Genomic DNA, 13,629 nt, shown 5'->3' with positions numbered 1-13,629 from the left:
AAAACTGGTGAAAAAATGTTAAGTGTAAATTTAAAATCTTTGCCAATTGTAGAAAATATGATTGAAAAAGCGGAAGAAATGAACATTGAAGTAATAAAATTAGAAAATGGGGCAACAGTTTTAGATTGTGGAGTAAATGTTATGGGAAGTATAGAGGCAGGAAAAGCCTTTACAAAAATATGTTTAGGAGGATTAGCTCATGTTGGAGTTAGTATAGCTGGAACCGTATCCGATGAGATGGTATTACCTTGTGTAAAAGTTAAAACCTCACATCCTGCAATAGCAACATTGGGATCCCAAAAAGCAGGTTGGACAATTAACATTGGAAAATTCTTTGCTATGGGTTCAGGACCTGCGAGAGCATTGGCAAAGATACCAAAAGCAACCTACGAAGAAATAAACTACGAAGACAACGCAGATGTTGCTATTTTATGTTTGGAAGCATCACAATTACCAAATGAAGAAGTTGCAGAATTTGTTGCTGAAAAATGTGGTGTAGATGTAAGTAAAGTATATCTTTTAGTAGCTCCAACCTCATCACTTGTAGGGTCAATACAAATAAGTGGTAGAGTTGTAGAAAACGGAACCTATAAAATGCTTGAAGCTCTCCACTTCGATGTTAATAAAGTTAAATTTGCAGCTGGAATCGCACCTGTTGCTCCAATTATTGGAGACGATTTGGCTATGATGGGAGCTACAAATGATATGGTATTATATGGAGGTAGAACATACTACTACATAGAAAGTGATGAAAATGATGATGTAGAAGCACTTTGTAAAGCACTTCCTTCATGCTCATCACAAGATTACGGTAAGCCATTTTTAGAAACATTTAAAGCAGCAAACTACGACTTCTATAAAATAGATAAAGGAATGTTTGCTCCTGCTGTTGTTGTAATAAATGATATGAGAACAGGAAAATTGGTAACTTATGGAAAGCCACATGTAGATGTTCTTAAAAAATCATTAGGATACAAAGAATTAGAATAATTAAAAATTATTATTTATTTTATGGGAGCTCCTTGGAGCTCCCTATTTTATAAATTAGATTATTACTTATTCATTTTTCTCCATATATTTATCTATCAATTTAGTTTCTAATCTTGTTTTTATACCCAATCTTTCTAAAACAATATTATTTAATATTATTTTTACAATTGCCTTTCCCTCTTTTGATTTTGTTATGGCATTTAATTTTCTTGTTGTTGCAGGGGATTTTAATTTTAAAAGTGCATTGGTTATATCTTCTTCTTTAACTTTTCCTTTTTTCTTTTCGTATATTTCGTTAGCAATTTCTTCAATTTTATCCAAATCAAATGGTAAAAACTCATATACCTTTTTATTAACTGTTTCGTCAATGGAATTTAATAATCTTGCAACTTCTGTATCTGTTGTATTTTCGTCAATATTTATTTTTTTAATTACTGTCCATTTTCCTTTTTTTGCTCTGAATTGTATTGATTGTTCCATTATATCACCAAAATATTTATAATATATAGTGTATATGTTGTATGTTTATCTATTTAATTAATATTTATTATAATTTTATATAAAATATATGAGATATATAAAATATATAGAAAAAATATCAATGGTGAAAATATGTTGTATATTACAGGACATACAAATCCAGACACAGACAGTATTTGTTCGGCAATAGTTTTATCTTATTTTATGGACGGAGCTCCTGCAAGATTGGGAAAACTCAACCCCGAAACTGAATTTATATTAAAAAGATTTGGAATTATGGAACCCGAATTAATAAAGTCAGCAAAAGGAAAAGAACTTATTTTGGTAGATCATGCTGAAAAATCCCAAAGTTTAGAAGATTTGGACGAAGGAAAATTAATTGGTATAATTGACCACCACAAGGTGGGAATGACAACCAGCGAACCAATATTATTTATTTCAAAGCCATTAGGTTCCACGGCTACGGTTATATCTGAATTATACTTCAATAATATGATGCCATATATTGGAGGAAAAAACAAAGAATTAAAGCCTGATTTAGCAGGTCTTCTTCTTTCGGCAATTATATCAGATACTGTTTTATTTAAATCCCCTACAACCACAGAAACAGATAAACAATTGGCTGAAAAACTTGCAAAAATAGCAAATATTGATGACATAAATAAATATGGCATGGAGCTCCTTAAAGCTAAATCATCAGTGGGCAAAATGAGTCCTGAGGAAATAATATCATTAGATTATAAAAATTTTGATTTCAATGGTAAAAAAATAGGTATTGGGCAGGTTGAAGTAATAGATGTTTCAGAAGTTGAAGCAAAAAAACAGCACATTTACAAAGCACTTGAAGAAAAATTCAAAGAAAATTATGATTTAATATTATTCCTTATAACCGACATAATGAAAGAGGGAAGCGAAGTTTTAGTAGTTGGAGATAATAAAGCATTTGAAAAAGCATTTAACACAACGGTAGAAAATAATAGCACCTTTTTAGAGGGAGTTATGTCAAGAAAAAAACAGGTTGTGCCACCATTGGAAAAATATTATATTAAATAAATATTTTTTTAAATTCCTCTTTTTTATGATTATTTTTGTCTACTTTTTTCAACAACATACTTTAAATATATTGTAAATATATATGCTTTATATATTTTAAAAAATATTTTTATTTAGTTATTATGTGTATTATAGTCAATCTTCAAAAACCGTCCCAATGGGCACTAAATAATTAAATAATTGGATTTAATATTGAGCGAAAAAGTTCGAAGATTGGCTATCGTAATATTTTTTTAACATTTTTTAATTTTAATAATTAATGGTGAAATCATGGCAACGGAAAGCGATGGAATATTTGACGAATTTAAAGAACATTCAATATCTGAATTTTTTAGGAAAAATAGGCATATGTTGGGATACAGTGGAAAATTAAGAAGTATGACAACAATAATTCACGAGCTTATTACAAACTCCCTTGATGCCTGTGAAGAAGCTGAAATTTTACCGGATATAGACATAACAATTAAAAAACTGGGTTCTGACCATTATCATATTTCTGTTGAGGACAATGGTCCAGGGATTCCTCCTGAATTTGTTCCAAAAGTATTTGGAAAAATGCTCGCAGGTTCAAAGATGCATAGGCTGGTACAATCAAGAGGTCAGCAAGGTATTGGAGCAGCTGGTGTATTATTATTTGCCCAAATAACCACAGGAAAACCTTTAAGAATTACTACCTCCACAGGAGATGGTAAAATCCACACATTGGATATAAAAATGAGTGTTGAAAAAAACGAAGGAGATGTAGTAAATCATGAAATAAGAGACGGAGTTTGGAGGGGAATTAAAGTAGAAGGTGAATTTAAAGAAATAACATACAGTAGAAGAGAACAAGGTCCTTTTGAATATTTAAGAAGGATTAGTTTATCCACGCCCCATGCTAAAATAGTATTAACAGACCCAGAGGAGACCATAACATTTGATAGGACTGTGGAAATTATACCGGATAGACCAGAGGAAATGAAACCACACCCCTATGGATTAACACCAGATGAATTATTATATACTTCAAGAAGAACAGAATTTACAAAAATTTCTAGTATGCTAACCGGGGAATTATCAAGAATGACTTCAAAAAGATTGAAGGAGCTCCAAGATTATATGCTAAGAGATAAACTTCTTGAAAATTATAGGGGTAGCACATTCTGGGATATTGTAGTAAATTGTTATTTAAATGTTAATATTAATCAATATGTTGGTAAAGATGGCAAATATAACAAATATGTTGATAAAAATGAAATATCTGACATAGAGGAGATAATAAATACGCTACCTGACAGTTTGCCTGATTTAAAAATACATTATTTAAAATATATAATAATGGACTATTTAATTGGAAAACTTGACGAAGAAACCATTAAAGAGATTAAAAAACACTTTAAAAAGAAACCTGAAAACTTTATAGAATTTGCGGAAAAGAATTATTTAAATGCTTCTTTAATGGATGAATTTAAAAAGAAATCAAGGGACATAACTAAAAGCCCTTCCGAATTTGTAAATACGCTAATAGATATGGCAATGGTTTCAAACGAAGAAAAAGACAGATTTAAAAATGAAATAAAAAATGTAATGAAAATGAACCCATCTAAAATGGATTGGAAGAATGCCGAGTTAATAGTAAGAGTAATTCAAGATATGGACTTTATGGCACCATCTACAATAGGGTTAAGACCGATTGGGGACGAAAATATAAAAAAGTCATTATCTACACTAAATCCTGAGTTTGCAACCACGCTAACAAGAAAACCTAAAACATACAAAGGAGGAGTTCCTTTTGCTGTGGAAGTTGGATTGGCATATGGTGGAGATGCTGGAAAAATGGGGGATACCGGAAGAAAGATGGAAATAATGAGATTTTCCAACCATGTCCCATTGTTATTTGATACCTCTGGCTGTGGATTAACCAGTGGTGTAAAAAGTGTAAATTGGAGAAGATACGGACTTAGGAGTGAAGAAGATGTCCCATTAACTGTATTTGTAAATTTAATATCTACCCATATACCATATACTTCCGCAGGAAAACAGGCAATAGCATGTAGTGCAGAGGAAAATGAAGAGATATTTAACGAAATAAGACAGGCTTTAATGATTTGTGCAAGGGGCATGGAAAAACATATTTCAAAAATTAGGAAAGAAAAAGAGGAAGAGCAGAAAAGAAAATATGTAATGAAATATGCCGTTATATTCGCAGAAGGACTTGCAAGTATCACAGGCAAACCAAAAGAAGATATAGAGGAAAGAATTATTGAATTATTAAGATGATAAATAATTAAATAAAATAATAAAAAATATAAATCATTTTTTAACACATATTTTTATAATAATATATTTTTATATTTTTATTAATATTTGGAGCTCCAAATATATCATATATTTTCAATTTTAAGAATAATAATATATTACAGGTGATTAAATGAGTAATTCCTCAACAGAGACATATTTATTCAAAAAAGCTCTAAAAGAATTAAAAGATAAAAAAGGAAAAGGGACAGAATTAATTAGTTTGTATATTCCGAAAGGAAAGAGAATTTCAGATGTAAGTCAGCATTTAAGGGAAGAAATATCCCAATCAGCTAACATCAAAAGTAAAACCACTAAAAAAAATGTCCAGTCGGCAATTGAAGTAATATTGCAAAGATTAAAATTATTAAAAGAACCACTTGAAAAAGGAGTAATTATATTTGCAGGAATGATTCCAAGAGGTGGTCCAGGAACAGAAAAAATGGAGACCTATGTTTTAGAACCGCCTGAACCTGTGAAAACATATATTTATAGATGCGATTCTCAATTTTATACCGAACCATTGGAAGACTTTATGGCAGATAAAGATATTTATGGAGTAATTCTTGTAGATAGAAATGAAGCCACAATCGGAATAGTAAAAGGAAACAGCATATCCATTGTTAAAAGATTAACAAGTGGAGTTCCAGGTAAGTTTAAAGCAGGAGGGCAGTCAGCTCGAAGGTTGGAGCGATTAATTGATGATGCTGCACACCATTTTATGGTTAGAATTGGAGAATATTCCAATGAGATATTCCTTCCATTATTGGAGGAGAAAAAATTAAGCGGATTATTGTTGGGCGGTCCTGGAAATACAAAAAATGAATTTGCAGAAAAAGGATATTTACACCACCAGTTAAAGCAAAAAATAATTGAAACTTTTGATTTATGTTATACGGAAGAAAGTGGTGTCAGGGAGCTCCTTGATAAAGCTTCAACTTTATTGAGGGATTTAGATTTAATGAAGGAAAAAGAGGTAGTTCAGAGGTTCTTTAAGGAGCTTGTAAAAGAGGACGGAGGACTTGCCGTATATGGTGAAAAAGAGGTAATGAAATATCTTGAAATGGGGGCAGTTGATACTCTTATTATCACAGAAGGCATCAATACTTCGCGAATTACTATAAAATGTAATAATTGTGAATATGTTGAAGAAAAAACCGTAAAAAATGAGGACATATTGAAATTAGAAGAAATATTAAAAACAAAAACCTGTCCCCGCTGTGAGGGGGCACTATATATTGACAGCGAAGAAGATATCATTGAATTCTATGCTAGATTATGTGATGAATCAAATTCAACCTTAAAAATAATATCTACTGATACAGAGGAAGGACATCAAATTTTAAAGGCTTTTAAGGGCGTTTGTGCCATTGTAAGATATAGGGTAGATTAAATATACAAAATCCTAAAAAGATTTTGTATAAAATCCTAAAAAGATTTTGTTTAATAATAAGCCGGATAAGGAACAGTTATTGAAGATTAACTATATATTATGAAGCTACGGTTTTTATTTAATTTTTAGTGTATCTCATAATATTAAAAATAATATAACAAAAAGATAAAAATAAAGATAATATATTAAATAATATTTTTATAAATTAATTTTTTTATCAGTTTTTCAGATAAATCCCCAATGTAGGGTAATTTATAATATTCGCCTTTGTAAGATTTATACATCAAGAATATCCACAAAATTAACATCAATATATCACCAACTCCAGATATTATTGTAGTAATTATTGCACCTGCTATCCAAACTATAATAGACTGCACGGCATGGAATCTAACAAATTTATTTTCTTTTTCAACTAAAAATATAACTAACCCAGAAATTGGCCAAATTAAATAACATAATAAACTAACAATATTTTCATTTATGCCAAATGTAGCTTTTGCCATATTAGTATCACCATTTTAACAAATAAATATATATAATAGCGTATATGCCGCATAATAATTATAAACAAACTGGAATATACACCATATATCATATGTATATGTATATATAATGTATTCAAACATATATAGTGCGTTCAGGAGCTCCGTGAATTATATTGAATTGATATTTGGAGAAATTATGTTTTCTCTTTACACATAACATTATGAAAAATGTTCGTCAATTTACTATAACAATTGAATTAATAAAAATTTAGGTGATATTATGATTATATTGGCAGGATTAGGATTATATGATGAAAAAGACACAACACTAAAAACAGTTGAATTTGCTAAAAAGGCAGATAAAATATATGCAGAATTTTATACTGCTATTTTAACGGGCACCACGATAGAAAAAATAGAGGAAACACTTGGAAAAGAAATAACAATATTGGATAGGGAAAAAGTTGAGTTAGAAACAGAAAAGTTAATTAATGAAAGTAAAGATAAAGATATAATGTTTCTTACAGCAGGAGACCCAATGGTGGCAACAACTCATATTGATATTGCAATTGAAGCTAAAAAGAAAGGAATTGAAGTAATTATATTAAATGCACCATCTATATATTCGGCAATTGGTATAACCGGATTACAATTATATAAATTTGGAAAAACCACTTCCATAGTATTTCCAGAGCCAAATTATTTCCCTGAAACCCCCTACGATGTTATAAAAGAAAACTCAAAAATGGGATATCATACGCTATGTCTTTTGGATATTCAGGCACATAACACACGATTTATGACTGCAAACGAAGGACTTGAAGTATTATTGAAAATTGAAGAAAAAAGAAATGAAAATATATTAAATAAAGATACAAAGGTTGTAGTTGTTGCAAGAGCGGGAAGTTTAAAACCTAAAATGGTATATGGAAAAATAGGGGATTTATTGGAATATGATTTCGGAGCTCCATTACATTGCATAATATTCACTGGAAATTTGCACTTTATGGAGGAGGATGCTTTAAAATATTTATGCGAAAATATATCTGAATAGACGAACACTTTTCGTTAATTTAGGTATAAATATATTAAATATATATGCTCTGTATGTTAATCCTTACCCGTGAATCAGAGTATTTTTTTGTTATTTCTGTTAAATATTGTGGTGGTAAAAATTGTTCTTGACCATACATAAATAAAATATAAAAGGCGTGGGGAAAAATATGGACAACAAATTAAAATTAAAATTTTTAATGAAAATATTTGCATTAATTATTATAGCATATTTTTTGGGAACCTATCTAAATATATATTCTTATCTGTTAAATTTAGAAAAATATTATAGTAATATATTGGTATTAATAATATTATTTATTGGAACGATGATATTTCTTGATATATCCTTGGAGCTCCTGCGAAGATTTTTTGAAAAAAAAGGGGAACTAAGAGATTATCCTGTTGTGGGGTCGGTATTCAAGTATATTACATGGTTTACCACAATATTGGTTGCCGTATCTATTTTATATCAAGGATTGGGTTCATTAATAATGTCTCTTGGGCTTATTGGGGCAGGGATTACTTTTGCACTACAAAGACCAATTATGAATTTTGCAGGTTGGGTCAATATTGTCGTAACTCGACCATTTAAAATAAATGATAGAATAAATATTAAAGGCGTTGGTATGGGTGATGTTTATAAAATAGACACCATGCATATTTATTTAAGTGAAGTGGATATGGAGCCATCAGGACGAAATTTAGTTATTCCAAATGCATTTGTATTAACAAATGCCATAATAAATTATACAAAAGGTTCCCACTACATTTGGGACAGTGTAGAAATAGCCATTACTTACGAAAGTAATTGGAAAAAGGCCGAGAAGTTAGTTTTTGAGGCCGCAGATGGGATTGTAGGGGAGGATATGCGAAGATTGGCAAAAATTTGGGAATCGCGACCCCGACAATTTGCGAAAAATAAGACAAATCCAAAACCCATGATTCGTATAAGTTTATTTGAGAATGGAATAAAAATAAAAGTTAGATATCTAGTAAATTCGTTGGAATGGGCACTAATAAAAACCCAAATTACGCAGAGAATTCTTGAAAAAATAGGGCCCGAACCAGATGTCAATATAGCTTATCCACATATGGAGATTATATATGACGAAAAAAATAATTTGTACAAGAAGTTAGAAAATATTTCTAAAAAAAATAATAATATTTAGTATATTATAATTATATTATTTATTTTTTTTCATTTAATCCATCTTTAACTAATTTAATACCTTTTTCTAAAAGTTCTTTTGCAATGATATCATTTTTAGCTTCAACCCTCACTCTAACAAATGGTTCTGTTCCAGATGGTCGTATAAGCACCCAGCCATCATCTAAACTAAACCGAGCCCCATCAATTGTTTCCACTTCTGCATCAAATATATTTTCACCATTTTTAATAACAAAATCCATAACGATTATTTTTTTATCATCTGGACAAGGTAGTTTTTCTCTTAAATTTGAATAGCAAGGAACATCATCGATTAATTCATATAATTTTTTATCATAAAATTCCATCATTTCTAACAATCTTAAACCAGATAAAATTCCATCGGGAGTTAGGTGAATATCTTTATGAATCCAAGTTCCAGAAGGCTCCCCTCCAAAAATAGCATCATCATGCTTATTCAATTCGTCAGAAACTGCAACATCTCCAACCTTAGTTCTTATTACATTTACATTTAAATCTTTTAGATATTCTTCAATAGCCATTGAGGCATCAACTGTGGTAATTATTGTTTTTGTTCCTGTTTTTTCAGCCATGTATCTTGAAAACACTGCCAACAATTTATCAAAATCGGTTAATCTTCCCTTTTCATCAATTGCTATCATTCTATCGGCATCACCGTCATGGGCAATTCCAATATATTTGTTGCCTTTGTTATTTTCATTTAATCCTTTAATCATATGCATAGTATCTTGAAGATTTTTTTCATTTGGTTCGGGACTTCTTCCAATAAATCTTCCATCGATATGCCCATTTACAGATATTACATGAGCTCCCACATCAGTAAATAAATATGGTGAAGCTACACAACCAGCTGAATTTGCACAATCCACAACAACGGAAAAATTTTTATTAATTTCTACGCTATCCAATATAAAATCTGAATATTTTTTTAAAGCACTTTCATCAGTCCAAACTTTTTTAATAGAATTCCAACTAACTCGCTTTTGGTTTTTTTTATTATATATAATATCTTCAATATTCTGCTCTTGTTCTGGCCTAAATGAAGTCCCATCTTTATTAAATAATTTTATGCCATTGTATTCCGAGGGATTATGTGATGCCGTAATCATAATCCCCATATCGTAATTTCTTGCACTATATCCAAGTGTAGGTGTTGGGACAATACCTATATCAACTATTTCGGCCCCTCCATTCAACAATCCCGCAAATAATGAATTTCTAATTAAATCTCCTGTGGTTCGTGTATCTCTCCCAACTACAACATTTTTTGCTATTTGAGATACTGCAAATCCCACCTTATATGCGATTTCAGGGGTTAGATTTTTCATTCTTATGCCCGATGTTCCAAATAATTTCATATTACCACCAAAAATTATAAATGATATTAATTAGTAGTTTGTATTATGCTATCCGATATATTATATAAGTTATCCTCAAATAAATATGATAATAATGTTATTTATTTTTCTAAAATACTTAGTGATTATTATAAAAATAATAATATATTCCAATATAAAGATTATTTTGAAAGTATTGGCATTGTTGAAAAAAATGATTTGCTATTATATGGAAAAAACTATCCGTTATTTAGGTCTTTATTGTATTTTAATGAAGTTCCACTGTTTAAAAATGAATCCCAGTCAATTTTATTTTTAAAAAATAATAATTTTAATCCAAATGATAAATTGATAAATTTAAATAAAGATAAAAAAAAGAAATTGGGAATATTGTTATTAAAAGAAATTGCCAAAAATATACCTGCTGAATATGTAAAATATGCTCCAAAATTGATATTTGGTAAATGCTATTATTTAAAAAAATATAATATTGAATTAAAAGAATATATTTCAAAATTAAATGCACTATATAAATTGAAAAAATACAATGAAATTGAAAAATGTGTAATATATCAAAAATTGCCCGATGAAGAATTAGTAAATAAATATAAAATAAAATTGGCAAAATCCATAAAATTATTTAATAAAGAGTTAAATAATAGAAAAATAAGATACACCACTATTGAACGAAATGGCAGGGAGCTCCCCTGTCAATATATTTATATAAAACAATCACTATTTGACAAAATAAAGGGCTGGGTTTTTGGCTCTATTGATGGGCAACATTATCCAACGATTGTAAATACTGCATATTCCCATCCAAAAATAGATTATTTAAAACCATTTTTTATATTGGTGGATAATGGCAATATTGGTGTTTTTGCCGGAGCTCCGAAACTTTTATATTTTAAGGACAACTTAACATTAAATCATTTAAATTTGACTGGAAAACATACATATTTTGGGACTTGGGATTATGAAATGTTTGAAAAATTCATTGAGGGTAAATAATATACTGTTAAGGGCATATAATGTATCAAATATTATGAGTTATTAATAAATATCAGGTATGGTGAAATTGATGAATATATTAATAATTACAGAATATTTTCCTTCATCAGAAGAATGCAATGTTAAGGGAGGTGTTGAAGCGAGGGCATTTTATATAGCAAAAAATCTGGCTAAGAATCATAATGTATATGTTATAACATCTTGGGAGGAAGGATTATCTCAAAAGGATGAATTTTGTGGAATCAGTGTAATTCGGTGCGGAAAACAGAGGAAATACAGCCAAGGTGGAAGTTTCATCGAAAGGTTAAGTTTTATGAATGAAGCAGTAAAAACTGGAAAAAAGTTGGATGTTGATATCGTAGAGGGATACAATTTTATTACTTATCCCGTAGCATATAATATCTCAAAAAAGTTGAATATTCCGAGAGTGGCCACATATCATGATGTTTGGCTTGGTGGAGAGTGGATAAAAAACCTAGGATTCTTTGGAATATTTGGCGAGATACTGGAAAGATACATTCTCTCAAAAAAATGGGATAAATTTATTGCGGTAAGCAAATATACAAAGGAAAAATTGATAAAAGCAGGGGTTAAAGAAAAAAATATAGGCGTAGTTTATAATGGTGTTAATTTGGAAGAATATCAAAAAATAAAAGTCCCTAAGGAAAAAAATACTTTATGTTATGTGGGAAGATTGGTTAAATATAAAAAAGTTGATGATTTGATTAAGTCAATAAATATTATTAAAACTGATTTTCCAGATGTAAAATTAAAAATTATTGGTACTGGTCCAGAAAAAGAAAATTTAGGGAAAATGATTAAAAGCCTACATTTGGAAAATAATATTGAATTTTTAGGATTTGTTGAGAAACACGAGGATGTTCTAAAACATGTTAAATCTTCAACTATTTTTTCGCTACCAAGTATTGTTGAAGGATTTGGAATGGTGACTATAGAAAGTGTTGCATCTGAAACACCTTATGTAAATTCTGCCATTCCCCCCACTGTTGAAATTACTGAAAATGGAAAAGGAGGGTTGTTATTTGAACCTGAAAATGTTGATGAATTATCATTAAAAATCAAAATGCTTTTAGAAGATAAAGATTTATATTTTAAGAAACAAAAAGAATGTTTGGAACTTTCTAAAAAATATGATTGGAAAAAATTAACCCATGATGTGGAAAATATATATTTGGATATTTTAGGGGACTAGACATGAGAATAGCAATGATTATAGAAGCATGGAAACCTATTTGGGGCGGCGGGCAAGCTGTTGCTTATGAAATAGGAAAAAGGTTAAGCAAAGATTATGATGTCAAAATTGATTTATTTGTTATGAACCTTGTTGGATATGAAGGGGAGAAAATAGAGCAAATAAATGAAAATTTTAGGATCATTCATGTTGGCAAAAAAAGGAATTGGTGTTTTAAGGATAGAATAATATGGATTTTTGAATTGATGAAAGAAATTTTGAATTACCATAAAAAGGAAAAGTATGATTTGATTTATGCTCATGCGAATCTTCCCGGATTTCTTGGAAAAATATTAAGTATTTTATTAGGAGTTCCCATTGTTTATCATGTTCATGGAAGTGGTATAGAAACTATAAAAAAAATGTATGGCAAAGGTTTAAAAAGCAAATTTTTATATATAATGGAAGTTTTTCTACAACGAATTATTAAATATGATGTGGAAATAACAGTAGATAGAAAATTCCTACAATATAAAAACATAAATAGGCCAATTTATATTCCAAATGGTGTGGATTTAAAAAAATTTGAAAACATAAATGCAAAAAAAGAGGATAAATTTTTTAAAATTCTTTTTGTTGGTAGGTTACATCCTCAAAAAGGTTTAATGTATCTTGTCGATGCAGTAAGTTTAATTAAGAATGAATTACCAAGAAAGGTGAGATTTGTTATTGTTGGAGAGGGTGATGAAAAAAATAATCTAATAAATAAAATAAGGTATTTGGGATTAGAAGATTTATTTGTGTTTAAAGGTAGAATGTTTGGAGACGATTTAAGTAGGGAATATGAATCTTCACATCTCTTTATATTGCCTTCTCTTTATGAAGGATTTCCATTAACAGTTTTAGAGGCTTGGGCTTGTAAATTGCCGGTGTTGGCTACATCTGTTGGAGAGTTATCTTATATTATTAAAGAGGATCATAACGGATGGCTAGTAGATCCTGGAAATTGTCATGAATTGGCAGAAAAACTAAAGTATATATTACAATTATCACAAAAAAAAGTGGATGAAATAGGGTTAAATGGCTATTATTTAGTAAAAAAAGAATATTGTTGGGATATTGTTGTAGATAAGATTATAAGAGTTATAAAAAATGTTGCATAA

12 protein-coding genes are annotated in these 13,629 nt (G+C 29.6%); 9 read left to right on the top strand and 3 right to left on the bottom strand.

Annotated elements, in window-relative coordinates; all coding sequences use genetic code 11:
• Positions 1–15 precede the first annotated feature (15 nt).
• On the top strand, positions 16–990 hold the full coding sequence (gene mch / locus MAEO_RS02200) for a methenyltetrahydromethanopterin cyclohydrolase (RefSeq protein ID WP_011973159.1): 975 nt from the start codon (positions 16–18) through the stop codon (positions 988–990).
• Positions 991–1,056: 66 nt separating this feature from the next.
• Here the strand turns inward: mch and MAEO_RS02195 are convergent, their stop codons facing one another.
• The gene (locus MAEO_RS02195; RefSeq protein ID WP_011973158.1) at positions 1,057–1,470 is read right to left on the bottom strand and encodes a DUF2666 domain-containing protein; all 414 of its coding nucleotides are present in this window, start codon (positions 1,468–1,470) and stop codon (positions 1,057–1,059) included.
• Positions 1,471–1,602: 132 nt separating this feature from the next.
• Between MAEO_RS02195 and MAEO_RS02190 the strand changes: the two genes are divergently transcribed.
• The 3 genes from MAEO_RS02190 to prf1 all read left to right on the top strand — a co-directional run bounded on the left by MAEO_RS02190 (position 1,603) and on the right by prf1 (position 6,193).
• The gene (locus MAEO_RS02190) at positions 1,603–2,523 is read left to right on the top strand and encodes a manganese-dependent inorganic pyrophosphatase (protein WP_011973157.1); all 921 of its coding nucleotides are present in this window, start codon (positions 1,603–1,605) and stop codon (positions 2,521–2,523) included.
• Positions 2,524–2,793: 270 nt separating this feature from the next.
• Positions 2,794–4,782: a DNA topoisomerase VI subunit B gene (locus MAEO_RS02185; RefSeq protein WP_011973156.1), complete on the top strand. Its 1,989-nt coding sequence runs from the start codon at positions 2,794–2,796 to the stop codon at positions 4,780–4,782.
• A 151-nt stretch (positions 4,783–4,933) separates the two neighbouring features.
• Positions 4,934–6,193, top strand: coding sequence for a peptide chain release factor aRF-1 (prf1, locus tag MAEO_RS02180; RefSeq protein ID WP_011973155.1), 1,260 nt, complete (start codon positions 4,934–4,936; stop codon positions 6,191–6,193).
• 185 nt (positions 6,194–6,378) lie between these two features.
• On the opposite strand, the gene MAEO_RS02175 is transcribed toward prf1, so the two are convergent.
• Positions 6,379–6,699 (bottom strand): DUF4870 domain-containing protein, encoded by a 321-nt coding sequence (locus MAEO_RS02175; RefSeq protein WP_011973154.1) that lies wholly within the window; start codon positions 6,697–6,699, stop codon positions 6,379–6,381.
• A 262-nt stretch (positions 6,700–6,961) separates the two neighbouring features.
• Here MAEO_RS02175 and dph5 point away from each other — a divergent pair, with 262 nt between their 5' ends.
• Together dph5 and MAEO_RS02165 are read left to right on the top strand one after the other, a co-directional pair.
• Entirely contained in the window at positions 6,962–7,735 is a 774-nt protein-coding gene (dph5, locus tag MAEO_RS02170; RefSeq protein WP_011973153.1) for a diphthine synthase, read from the top strand.
• 169 nt (positions 7,736–7,904) lie between these two features.
• The gene (locus MAEO_RS02165; protein WP_011973152.1) at positions 7,905–8,906 is read left to right on the top strand and encodes a mechanosensitive ion channel family protein; all 1,002 of its coding nucleotides are present in this window, start codon (positions 7,905–7,907) and stop codon (positions 8,904–8,906) included.
• Between the two features lie 19 nt (positions 8,907–8,925).
• On the opposite strand, the gene glmM is transcribed toward MAEO_RS02165, so the two are convergent.
• The gene (gene glmM, locus MAEO_RS02160) at positions 8,926–10,284 is read right to left on the bottom strand and encodes a phosphoglucosamine mutase (RefSeq protein ID WP_011973151.1); all 1,359 of its coding nucleotides are present in this window, start codon (positions 10,282–10,284) and stop codon (positions 8,926–8,928) included.
• 45 nt (positions 10,285–10,329) lie between these two features.
• On the opposite strand from glmM, the gene MAEO_RS02155 reads away from it, so the two are divergent.
• The 3 genes from MAEO_RS02155 to MAEO_RS07735 all read left to right on the top strand — a co-directional run bounded on the left by MAEO_RS02155 (position 10,330) and on the right by MAEO_RS07735 (position 13,629).
• Positions 10,330–11,274, top strand: coding sequence for a hypothetical protein (locus tag MAEO_RS02155; RefSeq protein ID WP_011973150.1), 945 nt, complete (start codon positions 10,330–10,332; stop codon positions 11,272–11,274).
• Between the two features lie 70 nt (positions 11,275–11,344).
• Entirely contained in the window at positions 11,345–12,487 is a 1,143-nt protein-coding gene (locus MAEO_RS02150) for a glycosyltransferase family 4 protein (RefSeq protein ID WP_011973149.1), read from the top strand.
• A 2-nt stretch (positions 12,488–12,489) separates the two neighbouring features.
• On the top strand, positions 12,490–13,629 hold the full coding sequence (locus tag MAEO_RS07735) for a glycosyltransferase family 4 protein (RefSeq protein WP_011973148.1): 1,140 nt from the start codon (positions 12,490–12,492) through the stop codon (positions 13,627–13,629).

The organism is Methanococcus aeolicus Nankai-3 (genome assembly GCF_000017185.1).
In the GTDB taxonomy this organism is placed as follows: Archaea; AGJL01; Methanococci; order Methanococcales; family Methanococcaceae; genus Methanofervidicoccus; species Methanofervidicoccus aeolicus.
Note: the sequence above shows the minus strand (reverse complement) of the source record. Positions and strands in the feature narration are given on the sequence as shown.